This window comes from Rhizobium sp. 42MFCr.1 (assembly GCF_000377185.1).
GTDB lineage: Bacteria > Pseudomonadota > Alphaproteobacteria > Rhizobiales > Rhizobiaceae > Rhizobium > Rhizobium altiplani.
In genome coordinates this window covers 83200-105117 of the sequence record NZ_KB897831.1, presented here as the reverse complement: position 1 = coordinate 105117, position 21918 = coordinate 83200, and the positions used below count along the sequence as shown (strand labels likewise).

Sequence of the window (21918 nt, the reverse complement as noted above, 5' to 3'; positions counted from 1 at the left end):
ACCATGACCGCTCCGATCAAGAAGCTGGCCAGATTGCCTGTCGAGCGGGCGCTCAAGGTGATAGCCGGACGCTGGAAGCCCATCATCCTTTATTATGTCTTCGATGGCCCGAAGCGCCTGTCGGAGCTCAAGCGGATGTTGCCAAAGATCACCCAAAAGGTGCTGATCCAGCAGCTGCGCGAGATGGAGAAGCATGGTCTGGTGACCCGGCAGATCTTCGCAGAGGTACCTGCACGCGTCGAATATTCGGCAACTGAGGTGGGTTTGGAGTTGGAACCGGTTCTGCTGGCGCTCTGCAAATGGGGTCAGAAACATGCCGAAGCACAGGACGAGGCAAACGATATCGCGGACTGCATCGTGCGGCCACGCAACCGGGCACGGCTGGCTGCCTGAGCCGGATAAAGTGCGCAGCAGAATACTCCGCTGCGCTGATTTCGTCAGGCCTTTCCGGCCCGCACCTCAAGCACGCGGTTCGCAGCCGAGACGATCGCCTCCAGCGACGCCCCGACAATGTTCGTGCTGATGCCGGCGCCAAAGAGCTTGCCGCTAGGATAGGACGTCTCGACGTAGGAGATCGCGGCAGCGTTCGAACCGTGCTGCAGCGAATGCTCCGAATAATCCTCGACCGACATCTCGATGCCGAGATAGTGCGAGAGCGCGTTGATAAAGCCGTCGACCGGGCCGTTGCCCCTGCCCTCGATATGCTTCGTCTCGCCGTTATCAGTGATTTCGGCGGCAACGATGCGTTGCCCCTTGCGCTCGGGATCGGCATAGGTGTGGTGCTCAACAAACTTGATGCGGCCTTGCGGCTGCGTCACGTAGCGCTCGACGAAACGGTCGTAGATCCGCTTCGACGGCAATTCCTTGCCTTCTTCATCGGTGATCCGCTGAATGTCTTCGCGGAATTCGACCTGCAGGTTACGCGGCAGATTGAGCCCGTAGTCCTGCTGCAAGATATAGGCGATGCCACCCTTGCCGGACTGCGAGTTGATGCGAATGATCGCCTCGTAGGAGCGACCGACGTCCTGCGGATCGATTGGCAGGTAAGGCACTTCCCACACTGGATGGTTGGCGACCTTGATCGCCTTCATGCCCTTGTTGATCGCATCCTGGTGCGAGCCGGAGAAGGCTGTATAGACCAGTTCGCCGACATAGGGGTGGCGCTCGCCGATCGGCATCTGGTTCGAATATTCGAAGACTTCCTTCATCCGCACGATATCAGAGCAGTCGATCTCGGGGTCGACGCCCTGCGTGAACATGTTCAGCGCCATGGTGACGACGTCGACGTTGCCGGTGCGCTCGCCATTACCGAAGAGCGTGCCTTCAACGCGGTCGGCGCCCGCCAGCAGGGCCAGTTCGGCGGCGGCGATGCCGGTGCCGCGGTCGTTGTGCGGATGCAGCGAAATGATCAGGTTTTCGCGGTTGTCGAGATTGCGGCACATCCACTCGATCTGGTCGGCATAGACGTTCGGCGTCGCCATTTCGACGGTCGACGGCAGGTTGATGATCAGCTTGTTATCGGGCGTCGGCTTCATCACCTCGATAACGGCGTTGCAGATGTCCAGCGCCACGTCGAGCTCGGTGCCGGTGAAGCTCTCCGGCGAATATTCGAAACGATAGCCGCCGCCGGCCTTCGCCGCCATGTCGGAGATCATCTTTGCCGCATCGACGGCGATTTGCTTGATGCCGTGGACGTCCTTGCCGAACACCACGCGACGCTGCAACTCGCTGGTGGAGTTGTAAAAGTGAACGATCGGGCGGTTCGCGCCTTCAAGCGCCTCGAAGGTGCGGGTGATCAGCTCCGGACGGCACTGCACCAGCACCTGCAGCGAGACGTCGTCGGGCACATTGCCCTGCTCGACGCACCAGCGCGCGAAATCGAAGTCGGTCTGCGACGCGGACGGGAAACCGATCTCGATTTCCTTGAAGCCCATGTCGAGCAGCAGCTGGAACATGCGGGCCTTGCGGTCGTGGCCCATCGGATCGACCAGCGCCTGATTGCCGTCGCGCAGATCGACCGAACACCAGATCGGCGCCTTGGTCAGCGTCTTCGACGGCCACGTACGGTCAGGGATATTTACCTGCGGATAGGCGCGATACTTGATCGCCGCCTCGGGCATGCCTTTGGTTTGGGAGCGGGTGTTCGTGTCCATGTCTTCTCTTCCTCTTCCCGTCATCTGGCCAGCCGCGTCGTAGCGTATTGGGTCTGGCTTGGCGATGACGAATCCGGTGCGAAAGCATCCGGCTGATCAGTTTTCGGGATTGGTCACGAGGAGCGATGGCCTGGGCGGGCTTTCGGCCGCCGGGCGCTCCTCAACGGACCCGGCAACCGCGCGTAAGGCCGAGGAGAAGAAGCGAGGTAAGGGCACGCGTGTTGTCACGGAGCGCGATGCGCCCGCGAGCAACCTGCTCAGAAATCGTGATGCCCGTGTTCTTCATGGTCGCGCTTATAGCCGGGGTACAAAAAACTGGCAATCCCTCCGTCTATTTTTTCGCCGCTTGCACGATACGTGACAGGGCCAGCATCAGCCCTCCGGCGAGCAATCCCCAGAATGCGCCCGAGATTCCTCCGAAGGAAACGCCCGATGCCGTCACCAGGAACGTGATGGCTGCCGCCTCCCGCGAGTCCTGTGCCTGGAAGGCCGACATGGCGGAACTGGAAAACGCCCCGACCAGTGCGAGACCGGCCACTGCCTGGATCAGGATCGGCGGCGCCAAGGCAACGAACGTCGTCACCGCGCCTGCCAGCAGGCCGAGAATAACGTAGGAGATGCCTGAGACGAGGACAGCCCAATAGCGTCGCGCGGGATCGGGGTGCGCGTCTTGGCCGGCGCACATCGCGGCGGTAATCGCCGCGAGATTCACCGCATGGCCGCCGAATGGCGCCGAGACTATCGAGAACAGTCCGGTCACGGAAAAAAGCGGCCCGGGCTTCGGCGCATAGCCGCTCACCTTCAAGACGGCGATGCCGGGAATGTTCTGCGACGCCATGGTGACGATGAAAAGCGGCAGGGCGATGGAGATGAAAGCCGGCAAGTTGAAGACGGGCATAACGAACTCGACGGGCGGCCGCAGCGCTTGTTCGATCGAGCCGAGCGCTCCATCGGGAATGTCCACGCCAAAGGCAACCACCAGCACAAAGGCTGCGAGCGCCGCAGGCACTGCCCAGAGCCGCTTGAACGCGCCGACGACAATCCACGCCAGCGCTATCGGCAAGCCTAGCAACGCATTGAAACTGATCGCCCTAACCGGGGCAAAACACAAGCCGATCAGAACGCCAGCGAGCATTGCATTGGCCAGAGGCGCCGGAATGGCGGCCACCGCCCGGCCGAGCGGCTTGAACAGGCCGGCGATGACGATCAGCACCGCGCAAATCAGAAACGCACCGACCGCCGCATTGAACCCACCCTCAACCACACCGGTACTTGCAAGCAGCGCCCCACCCGGCGTCGACCAAGCAATGCTGATGGGCAGCCGCGTCACGCTGCTGAGCAAGATCGCACAGAGCCCCAGCGCGATCGACAGCGCCATAAGACCCGACGCCGCCTGCGCATCCGTCGCGCCGACACTCTGCAGGCCGTGCAGGACAACGGCAAACGAACTGGCAAATCCCACGAAGGTGGTGAGGATGCCCATGAACAGGGCCTGGATGGAAAAATCTTTGAGCATCGCGGGACTCGAGCAGCGGAAAGTCCGCATGGAGCACGAGGGAACGCGGCGAGGCAAGGGCAGAAAGAGCCGATATGGTTCTGCTTCCTGCTAGCGCGTTGTCTGGCGGGCCCGATGGCCAACAGAGCTCGCTCAGGCTAGCCACATCAAAGGGTCACGACGCATCAGACCACAAAAAAGCGCCCTCACCCGCTGTCTGGCAGGCAAGGGCGCTTCTCATAGCTCAAAATCAGATCTCGGCCTGCGACGTGATGATGCGCGAGACGAGGCCGTAAGCCTTCGCTTCTTCAGCAGACAGCCAATAGTCGCGGTCGGTGTCGGCAGCGATCTTCTCGTAGGGTTGGCCGGTGGCTTCAGCCATGATCTTGTTCAGGCGCTCGTTCATCTTGATGATTTCACGAGCCTGGATCTCGATATCGGAAGCCATGCCGCGCGTGCCGCCGGACGGTTGGTGCAGCAGGAAGCGCGTGTTCGGCAAGCAAAGGCGCTGTTCCTTCGGAGCCGCGACATAGATCAGCGCGCCGGCGGATGCGACCCAGCCGGTTCCGATCATCCAGACTTTCGGCTTGATGAACTTGATCATGTCATGGATCGAATCGCCGGATTCGACATGGCCGCCGGGCGAGTTGACGTAGATGCGAATATCGTCGTCATTGGCCGCGGCAAGCGCCACGAGCTGCGTGCAGACCTTCTGCGCGAGTTCCTGCGTAATCGGCCCGTAGATGAAGATCGAACGCGACTTAAAAAGGTTCGCCTCCGTTTCCTTGCCGAGCGGCAGTTCCTTCGTCTTGTCGTCCTGTTCTTCTTCTTCGTACATTCGAACCTCTCTTACGTCCAATTCGGTTCACCGCACATAGTGCGACTCCATGCGTAAAACAATGCGGGAAAAAGACAAGCCACGGAACGGGTGAAGATATGGTGGCAGCCGGGCCGGGTTACGGCGATGTAACTTAGCGCGGCTTTGAAAAGTCGGAATCGGTTCCTACGTCATCCCTAGGCGCAAATCGCCAGCAACAAAGGAGACCGGCCATGTCACCTGAAGAACGCCAATTGCTGACCGCCCTTTTCGAGCGCGTCCGCACCGCATCGGCAACGCCGCGTGACCATGACGCCGAAGCGCTGATCGATCAGGGAACGCGCGAGCAGCCTTATGCCACCTATTATCTTGCGCAAGCCGTGATCGTGCAAGAGAAGGGCCTGGAAGCGGCAGCCAACCACATCAAGCAGTTGGAGGAGCGCATTCGTCTGCTCGAGGCCGACCAAAGCGAATACCACAAGGCCGAACAGGGTGGCGGCTTCCTTAGCTCGATCTTCGGCAGCAGCCAGGCACCGCAGCAGCCGGCGGCGCCTCCGCCCTCCTCCGGTCCGTGGGGAAGCGCCCCGCGTCAGCAGATCCAGCAGGAGCGCGGCTTCGACACGTCACCTCGAGCCGTGCCGCAGCAGCCGACCGGCCCCTGGAGCTCACAGGCGGCGGCACCTTCCGCGGGCGGCAGCTTCCTGCAGGGCGCGCTCGGCACGGCGGCTGGCGTTGCGGGCGGCATGTTGCTTGCCAATTCGCTGAGCGGGATCTTCGGGAGCCACATGTCGTCGCTTGGCTGGGGTAGCCCGCATGCCGGCAACAATCCCTTCGGCAACGCGCCGACTGAAGAGACTGTCATCAACAACTATTTCAACAGCGACGGCGACAAGCAACAGGCATCGAATGATACCGGCAACGCACAACAAGTCGTCGACGATAATGACAACGATAACGACGATGCCAGTCTGCAGCAGGCCGCTTACGACGACAGCGACGACGATCAATCCGACAATGACGACAGCTTCGACGTCTGATCCGAGATCCGGCATCCGCCTAATCGGCCATTGGCCCCGAGTTTCCGTGGGCATGGCACCGCATCGATTGATAAGCCCCCGCCGGGCGGATAAGGTCCGCCGACATTGTCGAGCAGGCGGGCATCAGTGAAGATCCTTATCATCAGTCGGAAGGCCGAGGAGAAGAGACGACAGTTCCAGACGCAGCAGATGCGCAGACTTGGCCTCGATTTCAAGTTCCTGGATGCGTTCGAAGCCCGCGACCTTTCTGCAGAAGATTGCCAGAAGGCAGCAAACAGCTGGCCGAGCCCGACGCTGCGCGAAGACGTTGCCTGTTTCACCTCGCACAGGATCGCCTGGCAGATCATCATCGACCGCAACGAGCAGACGTTGATCCTCGAAGACGATGCGGTGCTTGCCGAAAGCTTTGCCGATGTACTCGCCAGCATTGAAGCGCGCGCCGAGGACGGCGACTGCGCCTACGATCTCGAATTCGCGCCGCGCCCGCATATCCTGGCAAGGACGCCCCTCTGGACCGACGGCATCTACAGGGCAACACGGGTGTTCCAGAACCGTGTCGGGACAGCAGGCTACGTCATCGGCCCGCGCACGGCAAAACGGATGCTCGAGGATACCAAGATTTACGGCCTCCTCGATGCCTATATGTGGCATCGCGCTTGGCTGAAGGCCTACCAGATCGAACCGGCGCCGGTCATCCAGATGCAGTTCCTGGACGGCAGCGCCGACAAGACGGCTTTCGTACGCAGGTCGATCGACCGCGCCTTCACCCCCCGGAGCAAGCTGCGCAAGAACCTCATGCGGCTCTGCCTCGAGGGCATCAAGACGAGAAACCTGATCCGGGGCTGGCTCGGCGGCGAGAAGCGCCCGCTGCGGATGGATCGCGCAAGCTTCCCGCTCGATCCCACCAAATCAGGCGACTGATACGACGGCGATACGAGACGATCGCCACCGACTCTTTTCAAATCATCAGCCGCGGCCGCGATAGGTTGCGACACCCTGGTCGGGCAGCCACACGCCCTCCGGCGGCTTGCCGGTCTGCCAGAAGACGTCGATCGGAATACCACCGCGCGGATACCAGTAGGCGCCAATTCGAAGCCACTTCGGGTCGAGCAATTCGACAAGCCGCTTGGCGATATAGACCGAGCAATCCTCGTGGAATGCACCATGGTTGCGGAAAGCATGCAGGAAGAGCTTCAGCGACTTCGATTCCACCAGCCATTCGTTCGGGATGTAATCGATCACGATGTGGGCGAAATCGGGCTGGCCCGTCATCGGGCAGAGCGACGTGAATTCCGGTGCTGTGAAGCGGACGACATAGTCGGTGCCGGCATGACTCGACGGCACCTTCTCAAGAACCGCCTCTTCGGGTGATTTCGGAGATTCCGTCTGGCTACCCAGCATGGACAGGTTGGATACGTCTGTTGTGGGCATTCAAGCCTCCTTGATGACTTTGACGCGGATGCCATGAGCCTTTTCGCCCTCCGGCTCCACGTGAATGGCGATGCTGGAGCCCCGATGCGCTGCACGGATGGCATCTTCAAGGCGATCGCAGATATCGTGCGCCTGCCTTACAGACATGGCTGCCGGCACGACAAGATGAAAATCGACAAAGGTGACCGCGCCCGCGCGGCGCGTCTTCAGATCGTGCACGCCGATCGAGCCGGCGGCATGGGTGGCAATCGCCTGCTTGATCGCCTCCTCCTCCTCGGATGTGACAGCCTGATCCATCAGGCCACCGATCGAATTCGAGATCACCTTCCAGCCCTGATAAAGAATGTTGACGGCAACCAGAATGGCAAGCACAGGGTCGAAGATTGCATAGCCGGTGGCCAGCGCCAGAAGCAGGCCGATAAGAACGCCGACCGAAGTGAAGACGTCAGACATGATATGCTGGCCATCCGCCGTCAGCGCTGCCGAGCGATACTTGTGCCCGGTCCTGATCAGGATCTGCGCCCAGACGGCATTGATTACGCCGGCGACGAAGTTGATCGCAAGACCGAGCGCCGGCGCATCCAGCATCTGGGGATCGAAGAGATGCCCAATCGCCTCGTTGACGATCAAGAGCGCCGCCACGACGATCAACGCGCCCTCGGTTACGGCCGAAAGATATTCCGCTTTATGATGACCGAACGGATGATCGTGGTCGGCCGGTTTCTGCGCATAGCGGATGACGAAGAAGGCGATGAAGGCGGCAACGACGTTGACCGTCGATTCCAGCCCGTCCGACAGCAATGCCACCGAACCGGTTATCCACCATGCAAGCATCTTCAGGCCCATCACGCCGAACGACATCGGGATGCCCCAGAGCGCCAACCGCCGAACCGTAAGATTGCCCTTCTCGTCCATCTTCATCCCCTGCGCAGACATCGGTGCGGATGCGAATGAATTGCAGAAACCAACCTATCCAAACGCAAAACCGCCCGCGCGAAAATCGCACAGGCGGCCAATGGGGTTCATATGGGCGAAGCGGTACCGTTTGTCAAAGGTCAAGGTCACAAAACCAGGCCCCTTACCAGACGCTCGGCTTGGAAAAAGCGCCTGGAGCTGAACCTTAGGGTCGTCAAGCGTCGAGACTGACCGACGCTTGACGCCGTCTCATCATCCGGCCGGACAGGCGGCTCCCGTGTCGACCCAGGCCTTGATCAACTCACCGAACTCCGCCTGGGTGCCCGGCGCGGGCTCGCGGCCCTCCCCGGGGTTCCAGCCCCAGCCGACGAGGCTGTCATGGGACATGTGCTCGACGATCTTGCTCAGATCCCTGCCGCCGTTGCGTGCCGGGTCCTTGAGCTGCTGACAGATTTCGCCGAGCGACTTGCCCACCCACGCCATTTCGATCGGCGCCAGATGCCAGGCCGGATTGCCGGGAATGCTCTCCAACGTCGGCGATTGCCCCACGACAGTGGCATTGTCCGCGCCGTGACAGGTATTGCACATCATGCCGGGCACACCCATTCCGCCATCGCCGCGGGTCACCGGCGGCTGATGCGGATGCATCGCCATCGTCTGCAGCGGCCTGTCGCCCGCCGGATGGCAGTTCAGACATCGGGGATGCTCGATCACTTTGCTTGCCTCTTCGAAGAGAGCGACCGAGCGCGCCTTCTGATCGGCGATCGACGAAAAGGATGCCGCGGGCTTGAGTGTCGACATGTCGGACGCGGGCGCCGTCTGCGCCAGAGCCATGAACGAGGCGGGCAAAGCCGCAAGAAGGGAGAGGCCGCCTGCTGCGCAGGCGAGTGCTAGTCTGCTTTTCATCTCCGCCTCCCTCAGCTCGTCGCCACGGCAACGATCGGAAGGCTGCGAACCGGCGCACCGGTCAGTCGCCGCCAGGCATTCGCCGTCGCGGGTCCGACGGGCGGTACGCCTGGCTCCCCGACACCCGTAGGCGGCGCATCGGATTTGATAACGGCGACCTCGACATCCGGCATCTCATTGATCCGGATCGACCGATAGTCGTGGAAGTTCGACTGCATGATCGCGCCGCCCTCCCCAAGCGTCACGGCATCGAACAGCACCGCGCCGAGACCATAGCCGATGCCGCCTTCCATTTGTGCCTTGATGACGTTCGGGTTGATCGCCACGCCGCAATCGACCGCACACCAGACCTTGTGGACACGAGGCACGCCATCGGTCCCAGCCGAGACTTCGACCACCTGGCCGACATAGGTGTTGAAGCTCTTGACCACTGCCACGCCGCGCTCTCTGCCTTCGGGGACCTTCCCTCCCCAATCGGCAAGCTCGGCGGCCTTGTTCAACACGCCCGCGTAACGCGGGTCCTCCTTCAACTGCTGGAGCCGCCCCAGAACCGGATCCTTGCCAGCCATCTGGAACAGTTCGTCGAGGAAAGTCTCGACCGCAAATCCGGTATGCGTATGCCCGACCGACCGCCACCACAGCGGCGGGATCGACAGGTTCACATTATGCGACACCACTCGCAGGTTCGGCACGTCGTAGGGCAGGTCCGAGGCCCCTTCGACCGAAGTGCTGTCGAGATCCGCCTTGGCCAAGATCGATTGGCCGACGATCGCCTGATCCCAGGCGACGATGCGGCCATCCGCATCGATGGCGCCGCGCATCTTGTGAAGATACATCGGGCGGTAATAGCCGCCGCGAATATCGTCCTCGCGCGTCCACATGTGCTTGACCGGACGCGACTGGTCGGTCGCCGCAAAGACTGCCGCCGCCTCCTGCATATAGGGCGAACCAAACTGCGCCTTGCGCCCGAAGCTGCCGCCGGTGATCTGGGTATTCAGCCGGACCTTCGACGGGTCAAGCCCGACGATCTTCGCCGCCGTCGCCTTGTCCATTCCGGGAAACTGCGCACCATTATAGACGTCGAGACTTCCATCCGCCGCCTTGATGAAGACCGCGTCGAGAGGCTCCATCGGGGCATGGGCAAGGAACGGAAAGATGATCTGGGCCTCCAGTATCTTCAGATTTGCATCGCCGAAGGCTTTTTCGACGTCGCCTTTCTCAGATGCCACGATGCCCTTTTCGCTCAGCGCCTTGGCGTAGTCGGCAGAGAGTTGGTTGCTGGAGCGCGTTTCCGCCTTCGACAGATCCCACTCGACCTTCAGCACTGACCGGCCCTTCAGTGCGGCAAAGGTATTGTCGGCATAGACGGCAACTCCCTGCGGCAGCTGCTTGACATCGACCACGCCTTTTACCTTGCGGGCTTCACTGTCGTCGAAGGATTTGACCGCAGCTCCGAAATGATCTGGGTGAGCCACCACCGCGACAAGAAGATTGTCGGGCACGATGTCCAGCGTATAGATCGCCTGGCCATTGGTCTTGGAGAACGTGTCGAGTTTCGGCAATTCCTGACCGATAAGCGTGAAGTTCGCGGGGTCCTTGAGATTGACGTTAGACGGCGGCTTGATGCCCGCGGCTTGCGTTGCCAGCGCACCGAAGCCGCTCTCCTTGCCCGAACCGGCATGCTTGACGCGGCCCTTTTCGACCGTGATTTCGCTAGCCGGCACGTTCCATTCATCGGCGGCTGCCGCAACCAGCATGGCCCGTGCCGTTGCGCCCGCCTTGCGGAACTGCTCGTAGGAATTGGCGATGGATGACGAACCGCCGGTGCCCTGCAGGCCAAAGGCGAGGTTGGCATAGACCTTGTCGTCGGCGGGCGAATGCACGGCGCGCATCTGCCCCCAATCGGCATCCAACTCCTCGGCCACCAGCGTCGCGAGGCCAGTGAACGGCCCCTGCCCGAACTCGATATGCTTGGAAAGGATCGTCACCATATCGTCGGTGCCGATCCTGACGAAGGTGTTCAGCGTCACCAGCGAATCCGGGCCACCGGCCCGCACACCGCTTTCGGCGGCGAAGGCGGATACCTTCGGCATCAGCGCAAAGCCGATCACCAATCCACCCGTGCCCGCAAGAAAGGCGCGGCGCGTTGCTGAAATTTCCTGGATCGTCATGGCTCAACCCTCCATCGAAGCAGCGGCGTTGTGAATGGCCGCGCGTATCCGGTGGTAGGTGGCGCATCGACAGATATTCCCGGCCATGGCACCGTCGATATCCTCGTCGGTCGGCTTGGGAATGTTCTGCAGCAACGAGACGGCCGACATGATCTGGCCCGACTGACAGTAGCCGCATTGCGGCACGTCGATCGCGATCCAGGCGGTTTTCACAGCCTCCGCTTCTTTGCCTTCGACCCCTTCGATCGTAATGATCTCGGAGCCCTCAGCTGTCGAAATCGGGGTAATGCAGGAGCGACGCGTAAAGCCGTCCATGTGCACAGTGCAGGCGCCGCATTGGGCGACGCCGCAACCGTATTTCGTGCCTGTCAACCTTTCGAAATCGCGGATAACCCATAGCAGCGGCGTATCCGGATCGCCGTCAAAAGTTCTTTTCTGTCCATTGAGCGTGAACGTAACCATGGTCGAGCCTCGGGATTGGCGGGACCAATTGCGGCCCCAGCGAGCGTCGCAGCATTTTTCACAACGGGTAAGCTAGGGCGATTGGAACGCCGCGACCACGGCCATCCGATAAAGGTTGCGTTACTGGAGGTCCGGCCTATCGACAGCCGCACGTAGCTAAGCCGGCGTTCAATTGCGCGGTCCTGTAGCCAACAATCTTGGGGCTGCGTGCGCACAAGTGCTATGCCGGCGACCACTGCTCATTCCGGATGGCGTCAGAAATTCTCCGCCGGGTCAACGATACCTGTACTACCGCCTTCAGCAGCGATGCTGACGGATTGCGGCCAGCGGAGGAGCGCCGCTTCGCCCACTGCCGTCAGGGCATAGACGCCCTTGTCTCGCCGTTCGAACCAACCGTAGACATTGCCGAGCAGGATCTTCCCCGCGTCCGGCGCCAGCGTCTTCATGTCGCGCGGTCGCACCAAACCCTGCTGGAGTGCTGCAGCGCAGATCAGCGCACGCTGGCGATAGGCCGTCATGACAGGCGCACGCGTACTGCCGCCGACGGCGGGATCGCCGCGCCGGCGCTGATGTTCCCTGACCAGCCGCGACCGGCGTTTCGGATTTGTGCGCGGCATCGGCGAAACCGAGCTGACGATGACACTGACGTCGCCGCCGTCGGACACGCCGAGCATGCCGATCCCGAGGCGGCGGCAAAGATCGCGGTAGCGCTTGTCAGCCTCGCGCCCGCGTCCCTTGGCGGACACGCGGGCAGCGATCCACACCTCGTCGCTCATGGCGGCGCGATCGACCGCCTGCAGGACGAGCTCGAGGTTGAAGCTGAGCTTCAACTCGCACACCACCACGACAGGCGGCTCGCCCTCGGTCAAGCCGACGAGATCGCATCCGCCGATCTCGCCTTTGACGACATAGCCTGCCGCCTCCAGAAAGCCTTTGACCGGCAGATAGAGCGAGGTTTCCATCGAGAGCCGCGCCGCCGTCAGGCCGCCTTGGTCTTTGCCTTGCGTGACAGATGGGCGACGACGTTCTCGATCATCCGCATGCCGGCATCGCCGCCAAGCGTCATGATCGATTCCGGGTGGAACTGCACCGCCGCGATCGGCTCCTTGGTGTGCTCGATACCCATGATCGTGCCGTCTTCGCTTTCCGCCGTGATCATGAATTCACGCGGCAGAGTCGATGGATCGGCGAAAATCGAGTGATAGCGGCCCACCGTCACTTCCTTGCCAAGGCCGGAGAAAACCAAGCCAGGTTCAAGAATGCGGATACGCGACGGCTTGCCATGCATCGGCACTGCCAGATGGCGAAGCTCGCCGCCATAGGCTTCCGCCAATGCCTGCAGGCCGAGGCAGACGCCGAAGATCGGCAGGTTGCGCGCCCGCGCCTTCTTGATCGTCGCCTTGCAATCGAAGTCCTTCGGATTGCCGGGCCCCGGCGACAGCACGACGAGATCAGGATCCAGCCGGTCGAAGATTTCCTCCGGCACCGGTGTGCGCACGGTGGAGACCGTCGCCCCTGTCTGGCGGAAATAATTCGCCAACGTGTGCACGAAACTGTCTTCGTGGTCGACGAGCAGGATCTTGACGCCCTTGCCGACGACGGCAACGTCGCGGCTGACCTTGCCGGAGTTGCCGGCCTTGGCATCGCGGATGGCGGAAAGCATGGCGGAGGCCTTCAGTTCGGTTTCGGCTTCTTCTTCGTGCGGATCGGAATCGTTGAGCAAGGTCGCCCCTGCCCGGACTTCGGCGATGCCGTCCTTGATGCGCACGGTGCGCAGCGTCAGGCCAGTGTTCATGTCGCCGTTGAAGCCAACCATGCCGATCGCGCCGCCATACCAGGCGCGCGGGCTCTTCTCATGGCTTTCGATGAAGCGCATGGCCCAGAGTTTCGGCGCGCCGGTCACCGTCACGGCCCAGGCGTGGCTGAGGAAGCCGTCGAAGGCATCCATGTCGTCGCGAAGTCGGCCCTCGATGTGGTCGACGGTGTGGATGAGACGCGAATACATCTCGATCTGGCGGCGACCGATGACCTTGACCGAACCTGGCTCGCAGACGCGTGACTTGTCGTTGCGGTCGACGTCCGAGCACATCGTCAACTCGGACTCGTCCTTCTTGGAATTCAAGAGCTTCAGGATCTGCTCGCTGTCGGCGATCGGATCATCCCCGCGTTTGATCGTGCCCGAGATCGGGCAGGTTTCGATGCGGCGGCCCGACACTCGCACGAACATCTCAGGCGAAGCACCGACGAGATATTCCTGGTTGCCGAGATTGATGAAGAAGGAATAGGGCGACGGGTTGATCGCCTTCAGCCGCTTGGAAATGTCGGACGGCTTGCTGTCGCAGCGTTCCATGAATTTCTGGCCGGGAACCACTTCGAAGAGGTCGCCCTTGCGGAAGCTTTCCTTCGCCTTGACGACAAGATCGGCGTATTCGCCGGGGCGATGATCGCTCTTCGGTGGGATGGCATCCGTGCGCTGGAAGGGTTCGGCAGGAATGTCGCCCGCCTTGCCCTCGGTGGAAAGCCCGCCCTTTTCGAAATCGTAGCGGTCGATCCAGGCTTTGGCCGAGTAGTTGTCGACGACGAGGATCTCATCCGGCAGGTAGAGCACCATGTCGCGCTGGTCGGCCGGGCGCGTCAGCTTCAGATTGATCGCATCGAACTGGAAGGCAAGATCGTAGCCGAAGGCGCCATAGAGGCCGAGGCTCGCATCCGCCTTCGAATAGAAGAGATCGGTGACGGCGCGCAGCACCGTAAAGACGGTGGGGATCTTCGAGCGTTCTTCCTCGGTAAAGGCGCGCTCCGGCGTCTTCACCGTTAGGTCGAGACGGCGTGCCGAGGACGCACCGAGCACGAGGTCGGAAATTGTCTTCAAGCGCTCGGCGACAAAGGCGAGGATTACCGCACCACGCTCGTTGTAGGCTTCGATCCAAACCTGGCGGCCATTGCAGGAAATACCGAGCGGCGGATCGACGACGGCGGTGTCCCAACGTGTGTAACGGCCCGGATATTCGTAATTCGACGAGAAGACGGCACCGCGGCGCTCGTCGAGCTTGTCGATATAGGAGGAGACCGCATCGGCGTAAGGAATCGCGCGCCGCTGCCGGGTAACGGTGATACCGCCCCGGGTCTCGTAAATTTCCGCTCCGTCATCACGAAGGATCGTTACCATTGTTCCACTCCGTTATCAGGCCCGGATGACAGGCAGCCTTAAAAACAAAAAAGCCGCCTGGCGTTTTCCGGGCGGCTCATCGTCGTCTTTGGACACGATTGGTCGAGGCCGCCTCAGCGAGCCCACCACCAAACTGCAATGTTCAAGGACGTGTTCATGGGCGAAATTGTTAGCGTGAGATCGGACCAAGCGCAAGAGCCGAAATCCGGGAATAAAAAGGGCGGCACAACGGCCGCCCTTCCCTCGCGTCAGAACCGCTGTACGAGCGAGATCTTGAACACCCGGCCAGGCTCCGAATAGAAGTCCAGCGGTTGCGCCGTATTGCTATTGCTTGGAACCGTCGTGTTGTTGAGGTCCTTAAGCGCAACGGCGTTGTAGTAGGTCTTATCGAACAGGTTGTAGATGCCGCCCTGGATCCGCAGCCCCTTGGTCTGTTCCGGCTCCCACCAGGCCGTCAGATCGACAACGCCATAGCCAGGTGCGTCGAAGGTCCTGGTGTTGCCGTCACTGCGCATGCCGGCGGAGGTGACAAGCGACAGGTCCGTGCCCCAGGTTTCGCGCTGATAGCCGGCGCCGACAATTGCCTTGAGCGGCGCGACCGAGCGCAGATACTCGTTCGTGTCGGTGTCCTTGCCGTAGGCATAAGCAAGCGAGCCGTGGAGGTTGATGCCGTTGTCGAAGAGCTTATGTGCCTCCAATTCGACGCCCGATATCTGGACGCGATTTCGATTGAAATAGCTGGTCAGGCCCGCCGGATAGAGCGGATTGGCGAAGCTGGTCTCACTGTCGATGAAGTTCCGGTAGAGATTGTGGAACGCCGTGACGCGACCGCCCGTATCGCTATCACCGAAGTTCGCGCCGATCTCGAAACCGTTCGCCGTTTCCGGCTTCAGGTCGGGATTGCCGACGGTAGCGTAACCGAAGGCAGGGTTGGAGAAATCAAGATAGAGTTCATTGATGGTCGGCGCTCGGAAGGCCATTGACCATTGCGCAAAGAGTTCGACTGCGGGCGCGACCTGATAAGTTGCAAGCAGCTTCGGCGAGAAGCGCGAACCGTCGCTTCCATCAGGCAGGCCGTTGGCCGCAAAGCCCGGATTGTCTTCAAAGGCGGCCGTCTGCTTCGGGTCGTAGTCGTACCAGTCAAAGCGCAAACCGGGCGTGAGGGCAAAGCCGCTATTGCCGAAGGAGATCTTGTCATCGACGAAGAGGCCAAGGCGTGCTCCATCGACATCAGGAATATCAGCCTGGTCGGCATGAAGATTCGGGCATGAAAAGGCCTTCGCGGTAGCGCTGGCAGTTCCGAGAATGCAAGCGTCGAGGCCGTCGATGAAGGATGTCGCGTTGAAGAGCGAGACATCCCCGCCAATATTGACCTCGTGCTCAAATGTGCCCGTCGCAAAGCGGGACGTGAGGTTACCCGTCAAACCATAGTCGTTTTCCTGAATCTGGTTGTTGCGCAGCCAGGGGCCGGCGACGGTGCCGACGCGGGTACCCTCGGCACCTGCCTCACGGGTCAGACGCTGCCAGTAAAGGCTCATCCGTGCCGCATCAAAGGTCGAGTCAGCACTGGGCGCCTCGAACTGGTAATCCAACGAAACGCGTTCACGCCGATTGTCTTCCGTACCGTCATAGTCGCCGATCTTGTAGACTCGGGAAGAGCCGGTTGTTGCGCCCTGAAGGGTTTTCAGATCGGTCGTCGTATCGCGGCTGAAGCGTTCGGCGGTGATCCCAACCATGTGGCCGCCTTCCAGCTGCTGCCGCAGCTTGAAGAGCAGGTTGTTCTGGTCGTAGTCGGCCGGATTGGCCTCCGTGCGGGTCGGTCCGATGGTATCGACCTTGCCGTTGTTCTCGATCTCATGCCCCTTTCGATACGAGCCCTGGAACAGGACAGAGGTGTTGTTGATCTTCTTTGCAACAGCCAGAGAACCGCCAGCGCTGCGGTCGGTACCGTCATAGTCGAACTTGGTAACGCCGCCCCAATCACGGCCGGGCTCGATCAGATCCTCCGGCTCCAATGTGCGGAGGACAAATGCACCGGCGAGCGCGCCCGAACCGGCGCGGCTGGAGTCCGCACCGCGTACGACATCCAGCGTCGAAAGCGATTGGAAGTCGAAGGTATTCATGCCGCCGTCGGCGTTGGTGGTGTCCGTGATCGGGTTGGCGGCACGCGCAGCGTTCGACAGGAACGGGATCGGAACGCCATCCACCATCGTCGTAATGCGGGGACCACCAAGGCCGCGCAGGAAGGCACCGCCCTGCTTCGGCACATAGGTTACGCCCGGATCCACCGTGCGGCCAAAATCCGCAAGGTTGTTGACGTTCTTCTTGAGGATCGTTTCCTGCGTCGTCTGCGAGGCGAGCGGCGTGTCGGCCACGCTGCCGGGCTTAGCTGCAACGCGCTTGCCCTTGACCACGATCGGCTGCAGCACCGTGCTGTCGCCGGCAGACGCGGCGGGCTTCTCCGTCGTCTGTGCTAGTGAAATGGATGTAAGGCCGAGCGTGACGAATGCCGTGCAAGCCAAAAGAACCGAGCGCGAGTGCCGGACGATCATGAAAACAACCCCTTGAGAGAAATGTCACCGGGCTGGCTGGTCGTGGCGCGGTTGCGCTTTCGATGGGCTGGCTAGGCTTTCAGGCGAAGATTTCTCGCCTTCTTTTCGCCGCATAAAAAACATGACTATAATTGTCAATATATCAGACCCGAGATATCTTGATTTAATAAGTCATATTTACGCCGCAGCAATCAACGTTGCGAAATTGCAACGAAAACCGCATCCGCACGTTCTCTCCCGGGGCGAACGTACAAGGGTGGATGTGTGAAGAAGATCATCGTGATACTGGCGGCGCTGAGCTGCATTGGCCTCCTGACCAACGCAGGCCTGCCGGAGAAAGGCCCTCGACCTGAAATCCGTCCGGGTAAATCAATTACAGCAGAACCCACGCCAGGACTTCCCCCAAAGCCCGAACCAAAACCGGAAAGGCCCGATACCGAAACGCCGCCGGTCACTCAGCCGCCTTCCGGCTCTTCTCCTCCGTTGGAAAAGCAGGGGCCGAAGCTCCCCTCCCAGCAGACGCTCGAGGAGCAACACCTGACAATCGCCCCCGAGAGCGATGCGGAACATTCTGAATGTGTGAAGGAGCTTCAGGCCCTTGGCGTCGTCTTCAAGGACATCTCGCGCATCGATGATGGCAACGGTTGCGGCATCGACAAGCCCATCAAGGTCACCGAGGTCCTTCCGGGCATCAAGATAAAACCGGATGCCGTCTTCCGATGCCCCGTGGCTCTCGGCCTCGCCCGCTGGATGAAGGAGAGTGTCATCCCGGCCGCCCGCGTTGCCGCGCCGGATCAGGGGAGCATAGTCGGCATCAACCAGGCATCATCCTACATCTGTCGCCTGCGCAATGGTGCCGAGACCGGCAAGGTGTCCGAGCATGCCCGCGGCAACGCGATCGACATCGCAAGTTTCAGCTTCGAAAAAGGGAAGGATATCGCCGTGCAGCCTCGCCGCGAGGATTCGACTCTGATCGGTGCCTTCCAGCGCACAGTCAGTTCCGCAGGCTGCCTCTTCTTCACGACAGTGCTGGATCCGGAAAGCGATGCAGCACACGAAACCCACTTCCACCTCGATGTCTTGGAACGCAAGGGCGGATATCGCTACTGTCATTAGCAAGCTTCGCCAATGTCCCTTATCGCGGCTCTCGGCCATCCGTCGACGTCAACTCACTTGTCCGAACGCCGCGTACAGACATAAGGCTTCTTGATGCAGGCTATCTTAGGCGTGGAGCAATTGGCCTTGGCGTCGACCACGGTACAGATCGAACATTGATCGTTGAACTCCACGCAGTCGGGATTGCCCTTCATGAAGTCGGCCATGCTTTGTTCGGTAGCAACCGACTCACCGGTCGCAGCGCTGCTTGCCATCACAGAAACAACTGCAGCCACGCCAAAAACGCAGCTTCGCCAATAGGCCGACATTATCGGTTCCAAATTGATAGGCTGGGACAATAAGCTCTCCCCGTCCTTAATCGAAGATTAGAACAACCCTTCGATATACCCTTGATCGTTCAAGTAAATCCGCTCCGCCGACGGCGATCTCGGCAGGCCGGGCATGGTCATGATCTCGCCTGTGATGGCGACAACGAAGCCCGCGCCCGCCGATAGGCGAACTTCACGGACCGGCACGATATGCCCTTCCGGCGCACCCCGCAGGTTCGGATCGGTTGAGAAGGAGTACTGCGTCTTGGCCATGCAGACCGGCAGGTGTCCATAACCCTGCTCTTCCCAGGCAAGCAATTGGTCCCTCACCGCCTTATCAGCGGTCACCTCTCCTGCGTGATAAATCTTCGAAGCGACGATCTCGATCTTCTCGAACAGGGAGACATCGTCGGGATAAAGCGGCTCGAATCTCGACTGTCCCGATTCCGCGAGCTCGACCACCTTGTAGGCAAGCTCCTCGATACCGGCAGAGCCCTCGGCCCAGTGCCGGCAGAGGATCGCTTCAGCCCCGAGGCGCGAGACATACTCCTTCACCGCAGCGATTTCCGCATCGGTGTCCGAGATAAAATGATTGATGGCAACGACAACCGGAACGCCGAACTTGCGAACGTTGGCGACATGGCGCCCGAGATTGGAGCAGCCCTTTCTCAGCGCAGCGACATTCTCCGTTCCGAGATCTTCCTTCTTTACACCGCCGTTCATCTTGAGCGCACGCACCGTCGCAACGATGACGGCGGCATCCGGCTCCAGTCCCGCCTTGCGGCACTTGATATCGAAGAATTTCTCGGCTCCGAGATCCGCGCCGAAGCCCGCCTCGGTCACGACATAGTCGCCAAGCTTCAACGCCGTTTTCGTCGCAATCACCGAGTTGCAGCCGTGGGCAATGTTGGCGAAGGGGCCGCCATGGACGAAGGCCGGATTGTTTTCCAGCGTCTGGACGAGGTTCGGCTGCATGGCGTCCTTCAGAAGAACCGCCATAGCCCCATCGGCCTTCAGGTCGCGGGCGTAGACGGCCGACTTGTCGCGACGGTAGCCGATGATGATGTTGCCGAGGCGTTCTTCCAGATCCTCGAGGTCCTTGGCGAGGCAAAGAATGGCCATCACCTCGGAAGCGACCGTGATGTCGAAGCCGTTCTGCCGGGGAAAGCCGTTGGCCACACCACCCAGCGAAGAGACCATCTCGCGCAGCGCCCGATCGTTCATATCCATGACGCGCCGCCACGTGACGCGCCTGAGGTCGATATCCTGTTCGTTGCCCCAATAGATGTGATTGTCGACCATCGCTGCGAGCAAATTGTGGGCCGACGTGATCGCATGGAAATCACCGGTGAAATGCAGGTTGATGTCTTCCATCGGAATGACCTGGGCATAGCCGCCGCCCGCCGCCCCGCCCTTCACTCCGAAGCATGGCCCAAGCGAGGCCTCGCGGATGCAGACGATCGCCTTCTTGCCGATCCGGTTCAGCCCGTCGCCGAGACCGACGGTCGTTGTCGTCTTGCCCTCGCCTGCCGGGGTCGGATTGATTGCCGTGACGAGGATCAGCTTGCCGTCGGGCCTGTCTGCCTGCGCGGCAATGAATTGCGCGCTGAGCTTAGCCTTGTCATGCCCATAAGGCGCCAATTGCTCGGCCGGAATACCGAGCTTTGCACCGATCTCGAAGATCGGTCTCTTGTTCGCCGCGCGCGCGATCTCGATGTCGGACTTGTGTGCTGCCATCCCCGTTCCCCGGTTTTCTGCGCTCGAAGGCGCGCCCATATTGTTTCAACGGGATAGCGAAATATGCCGAGACTGTGAATAGCGCGCTGGTTGCCCAACGCTCATCCAAGCCGCTATCTGTCAGGCATTGATTCTTACATTGCGAGGACCGGACATGAAATCACTCGAACTGATTGTCGAGCGCATCATCCTTTCGAGCCGTTGGATACTCGTCGCCTTCTATCTCGGTCTCGCTCTTGCGCTCGCCGTGTACGCCGTGTCCTTCGGTTACAAATTCCTTAAGGTGGCGGGCGGCGTGTTTGTCCTCAACGAGGGGGAAATGATCCTGGCCATGCTCGGCCTGATTGACGCAGCCCTGGTCGCGAGCCTCATCGTCATGGTGATGATCTCCGGGTACGAGAACTTCGTCAGCCGCTTTGACGAGAGCGAGGAGGACGTCTCGTTCATTGGCAAGCTCGACGCCGGCAGCCTCAAGGTCAAGGTGGCCTCGTCGATCGTGGCAATTTCATCGATTCACCTCCTCCAGGTCTTCTTGAATGCCGAACAATACACCGACAGCAAGATCATGTGGCTGACGGCAATGCATCTTGCGTTCGTCGTCTCCGCGGTGATGCTCGGTTTCCTCGAGCAGCTGACAAAAAAGGCCAAGGGTGAAGGACAAGATCTGATCGCCAAGTGATTCGAAGACGCTTTGGTCTATTCTCCGGCGAACCCGTGTGCTTTCCTGCGGCGTAGAAGAGGAACTCGATTGTGCCTGAAGTTGCGTTTTTGGAAAACAATAACGCAACCATGGGACGATCCGCTGTGGTTAAAGTAATACATTTGAAATTAATCGCTGCGCGCCTCCCCGTTTCGCACTAGCAAATATATCAGTTTGCATATTCTATGGCGCTGATATGAAGGTAAGCAGGGACGCATCGATGTCTTACATGACTACCTTGGAAAGACAGTTGTCACTGGCCACAGAGATTTCAGCTGTCAATACCAGGGCCGAATTCGCGCAAGTTCTTGTAAAGGTAGCCCGTGCCTACGGCTTCCGGCATATCACGCTGTTGCTCGCGCCCGCTCCTGAAAGCGTCCTCCTCAAGGCCCTGGTCATCGAAACAACACTTCCGTCCGCATACTTCAATCAGTTCGACCGCGCCCGCATCATGCGTTTTCCCATGCTGGCAATGGGCATGAGCGAGTCGGCCCTGCCGCGCTCATGGAGCCTTCTGGACAGTTCCTCCGCCGAAATTTTCCCCAATGAGTTGAGCAAACTTCTGCATCACTTCGGCATACCGACAGGCGTTGCGGTGCCCGCCTACACTCGCGACGGCGAGCGCATCCTGTTTTGGCTGGCCGGCGACCGCCCACTGCTCGCGCAGACCGAGCTCAACGAACTCACCATTGCGATCCTCCATCTGCTCGACGCGTATCATCGCACGCAGCATTCGAAGCTTCCGGAACACACGCCCCTTTCCGCTCGCGAACGCGAGGTCGTCCGGTGGACGGCGCAGGGAAAAACGTCGATCGAGATCGGCCAGATCCTCTCGCTATCCGACCACACAGTGAATGCCTACATGACGAGCGCCATCAAGAAGCTCGACTGTGTGAACCGGACGCAGCTCGTCGCCAAGGCGATCCGTATGAAGCTGATCAACTAAGCA

The 21918-nt window shown here is 60.5% G+C and carries 19 protein-coding genes; 6 read left to right on the top strand and 13 right to left on the bottom strand.

Features of this window, described 5'->3' with window-relative positions; genetic code table 11:
• Nucleotides 1-3 precede the first annotated feature (3 nt).
• Nucleotides 4-393 (top strand): winged helix-turn-helix transcriptional regulator, encoded by a 390-nt coding sequence (locus C934_RS0115605; RefSeq protein ID WP_018857591.1) that lies wholly within the window; start codon nucleotides 4-6, stop codon nucleotides 391-393.
• 44 nt (nucleotides 394-437) lie between these two features.
• Here the strand turns inward: C934_RS0115605 and leuA are convergent, their stop codons facing one another.
• The 3 genes from leuA to C934_RS0115590 all read right to left on the bottom strand — a co-directional run bounded on the left by leuA (nucleotide 438) and on the right by C934_RS0115590 (nucleotide 4486).
• On the bottom strand, nucleotides 438-2153 hold the full coding sequence (gene leuA, locus C934_RS0115600; RefSeq protein WP_018857590.1) for a 2-isopropylmalate synthase: 1716 nt from the start codon (nucleotides 2151-2153) through the stop codon (nucleotides 438-440).
• Between the two features lie 331 nt (nucleotides 2154-2484).
• Nucleotides 2485-3669 carry a benzoate/H(+) symporter BenE family transporter gene (locus C934_RS0115595; RefSeq protein ID WP_018857589.1) on the bottom strand — a complete coding sequence of 395 codons (1185 nt, stop codon included), beginning with the start codon at nucleotides 3667-3669 and terminating at the stop codon, nucleotides 2485-2487.
• A 229-nt stretch (nucleotides 3670-3898) separates the two neighbouring features.
• Nucleotides 3899-4486: an ATP-dependent Clp protease proteolytic subunit gene (locus C934_RS0115590; protein WP_018857588.1), complete on the bottom strand. Its 588-nt coding sequence runs from the start codon at nucleotides 4484-4486 to the stop codon at nucleotides 3899-3901.
• Nucleotides 4487-4698: 212 nt separating this feature from the next.
• Here C934_RS0115590 and C934_RS0115585 point away from each other — a divergent pair, with 212 nt between their 5' ends.
• The gene (locus tag C934_RS0115585) at nucleotides 4699-5502 is read left to right on the top strand and encodes a DUF2076 domain-containing protein (protein WP_018857587.1); all 804 of its coding nucleotides are present in this window, start codon (nucleotides 4699-4701) and stop codon (nucleotides 5500-5502) included.
• A gap of 126 nt (nucleotides 5503-5628) precedes the next feature.
• On the top strand, nucleotides 5629-6423 hold the full coding sequence (locus C934_RS0115580; protein ID WP_018857586.1) for a glycosyltransferase family 25 protein: 795 nt from the start codon (nucleotides 5629-5631) through the stop codon (nucleotides 6421-6423).
• 45 nt (nucleotides 6424-6468) lie between these two features.
• Here C934_RS0115580 and queF read toward each other — a convergent pair whose 3' ends face one another.
• From queF to C934_RS0115540, 8 genes are all read right to left on the bottom strand, one after another.
• A complete protein-coding gene (gene queF / locus C934_RS0115575) occupies nucleotides 6469-6933 on the bottom strand; it encodes a preQ(1) synthase (RefSeq protein WP_018857585.1) in 465 nt (154 codons plus the stop codon).
• Entirely contained in the window at nucleotides 6934-7848 is a 915-nt protein-coding gene (gene emfA / locus C934_RS0115570) for a CDF family cation efflux transporter EmfA (RefSeq protein WP_025660411.1), read from the bottom strand. It abuts the gene before it with no gap.
• A 252-nt stretch (nucleotides 7849-8100) separates the two neighbouring features.
• On the bottom strand, nucleotides 8101-8754 hold the full coding sequence (locus C934_RS0115565; RefSeq protein ID WP_018857583.1) for a hypothetical protein: 654 nt from the start codon (nucleotides 8752-8754) through the stop codon (nucleotides 8101-8103).
• A gap of 11 nt (nucleotides 8755-8765) precedes the next feature.
• Nucleotides 8766-10925, bottom strand: coding sequence for a xanthine dehydrogenase family protein molybdopterin-binding subunit (locus C934_RS0115560; protein WP_018857582.1), 2160 nt, complete (start codon nucleotides 10923-10925; stop codon nucleotides 8766-8768).
• A gap of 3 nt (nucleotides 10926-10928) precedes the next feature.
• Nucleotides 10929-11387: a (2Fe-2S)-binding protein gene (locus C934_RS0115555; RefSeq protein ID WP_018857581.1), complete on the bottom strand. Its 459-nt coding sequence runs from the start codon at nucleotides 11385-11387 to the stop codon at nucleotides 10929-10931.
• A 254-nt stretch (nucleotides 11388-11641) separates the two neighbouring features.
• Nucleotides 11642-12349, bottom strand: coding sequence for a DUF2161 domain-containing phosphodiesterase (locus C934_RS0115550; RefSeq protein WP_018857580.1), 708 nt, complete (start codon nucleotides 12347-12349; stop codon nucleotides 11642-11644).
• Between the two features lie 17 nt (nucleotides 12350-12366).
• Nucleotides 12367-14556 (bottom strand): anthranilate synthase, encoded by a 2190-nt coding sequence (locus tag C934_RS0115545; protein ID WP_018857579.1) that lies wholly within the window; start codon nucleotides 14554-14556, stop codon nucleotides 12367-12369.
• Between the two features lie 248 nt (nucleotides 14557-14804).
• On the bottom strand, nucleotides 14805-17108 hold the full coding sequence (locus tag C934_RS0115540; RefSeq protein WP_018857578.1) for a TonB-dependent hemoglobin/transferrin/lactoferrin family receptor: 2304 nt from the start codon (nucleotides 17106-17108) through the stop codon (nucleotides 14805-14807).
• A gap of 264 nt (nucleotides 17109-17372) precedes the next feature.
• Here C934_RS0115540 and C934_RS0115535 point away from each other — a divergent pair, with 264 nt between their 5' ends.
• Entirely contained in the window at nucleotides 17373-18224 is an 852-nt protein-coding gene (locus tag C934_RS0115535) for an extensin-like domain-containing protein (RefSeq protein WP_018857577.1), read from the top strand.
• Nucleotides 18225-18277: 53 nt separating this feature from the next.
• Here the strand turns inward: C934_RS0115535 and C934_RS0115530 are convergent, their stop codons facing one another.
• Nucleotides 18278-18532, bottom strand: coding sequence for a hypothetical protein (locus C934_RS0115530; protein WP_018857576.1), 255 nt, complete (start codon nucleotides 18530-18532; stop codon nucleotides 18278-18280).
• Nucleotides 18533-18589: 57 nt separating this feature from the next.
• Complete coding sequence (locus C934_RS0115525; RefSeq protein ID WP_018857575.1) at nucleotides 18590-20269, bottom strand: formate--tetrahydrofolate ligase; 1680 nt, start codon at nucleotides 20267-20269, stop codon at nucleotides 18590-18592.
• 154 nt (nucleotides 20270-20423) lie between these two features.
• Here C934_RS0115525 and C934_RS0115520 point away from each other — a divergent pair, with 154 nt between their 5' ends.
• The gene (locus tag C934_RS0115520) at nucleotides 20424-20948 is read left to right on the top strand and encodes a TIGR00645 family protein (RefSeq protein ID WP_018857574.1); all 525 of its coding nucleotides are present in this window, start codon (nucleotides 20424-20426) and stop codon (nucleotides 20946-20948) included.
• Nucleotides 20949-21189: 241 nt separating this feature from the next.
• The gene (locus C934_RS0115515; RefSeq protein ID WP_025660418.1) at nucleotides 21190-21915 is read left to right on the top strand and encodes a helix-turn-helix transcriptional regulator; all 726 of its coding nucleotides are present in this window, start codon (nucleotides 21190-21192) and stop codon (nucleotides 21913-21915) included.
• Nucleotides 21916-21918 lie beyond the last annotated feature (3 nt).

Excerpts from the sequence above, each read along its gene's own strand:
- C934_RS0115545 (WP_018857579.1), bottom strand. The coding sequence starts at position 14,556 with ATGGTAACGATCCTTCGTGATGACGGAGCGGAAATTTACGAGACCCGG.
- C934_RS0115520 (WP_018857574.1), top strand. The coding sequence starts at position 20,424 with ATGAAATCACTCGAACTGATTGTCGAGCGCATCATCCTTTCGAGCCGT.
- C934_RS0115515 (WP_025660418.1), top strand. The coding sequence starts at position 21,190 with ATGTCTTACATGACTACCTTGGAAAGACAGTTGTCACTGGCCACAGAG.
- C934_RS0115525 (WP_018857575.1), bottom strand. The coding sequence starts at position 20,269 with ATGGCAGCACACAAGTCCGACATCGAGATCGCGCGCGCGGCGAACAAG.
- C934_RS0115590 (WP_018857588.1), bottom strand. The coding sequence starts at position 4,486 with ATGTACGAAGAAGAAGAACAGGACGACAAGACGAAGGAACTGCCGCTC.
- C934_RS0115540 (WP_018857578.1), bottom strand. The coding sequence starts at position 17,108 with ATGATCGTCCGGCACTCGCGCTCGGTTCTTTTGGCTTGCACGGCATTC.
- C934_RS0115585 (WP_018857587.1), top strand. The coding sequence starts at position 4,699 with ATGTCACCTGAAGAACGCCAATTGCTGACCGCCCTTTTCGAGCGCGTC.
- C934_RS0115605 (WP_018857591.1), top strand. The coding sequence starts at position 4 with ATGACCGCTCCGATCAAGAAGCTGGCCAGATTGCCTGTCGAGCGGGCG.
- emfA (WP_025660411.1), bottom strand. The coding sequence starts at position 7,848 with ATGGACGAGAAGGGCAATCTTACGGTTCGGCGGTTGGCGCTCTGGGGC.
- C934_RS0115530 (WP_018857576.1), bottom strand. The coding sequence starts at position 18,532 with ATGTCGGCCTATTGGCGAAGCTGCGTTTTTGGCGTGGCTGCAGTTGTT.
- C934_RS0115560 (WP_018857582.1), bottom strand. The coding sequence starts at position 10,925 with ATGACGATCCAGGAAATTTCAGCAACGCGCCGCGCCTTTCTTGCGGGC.
- queF (WP_018857585.1), bottom strand. The coding sequence starts at position 6,933 with ATGCCCACAACAGACGTATCCAACCTGTCCATGCTGGGTAGCCAGACG.
- C934_RS0115595 (WP_018857589.1), bottom strand. The coding sequence starts at position 3,669 with ATGCTCAAAGATTTTTCCATCCAGGCCCTGTTCATGGGCATCCTCACC.
- C934_RS0115555 (WP_018857581.1), bottom strand. The coding sequence starts at position 11,387 with ATGGTTACGTTCACGCTCAATGGACAGAAAAGAACTTTTGACGGCGAT.
- leuA (WP_018857590.1), bottom strand. The coding sequence starts at position 2,153 with ATGGACACGAACACCCGCTCCCAAACCAAAGGCATGCCCGAGGCGGCG.
- C934_RS0115565 (WP_018857583.1), bottom strand. The coding sequence starts at position 8,754 with ATGAAAAGCAGACTAGCACTCGCCTGCGCAGCAGGCGGCCTCTCCCTT.
- C934_RS0115550 (WP_018857580.1), bottom strand. The coding sequence starts at position 12,349 with ATGGAAACCTCGCTCTATCTGCCGGTCAAAGGCTTTCTGGAGGCGGCA.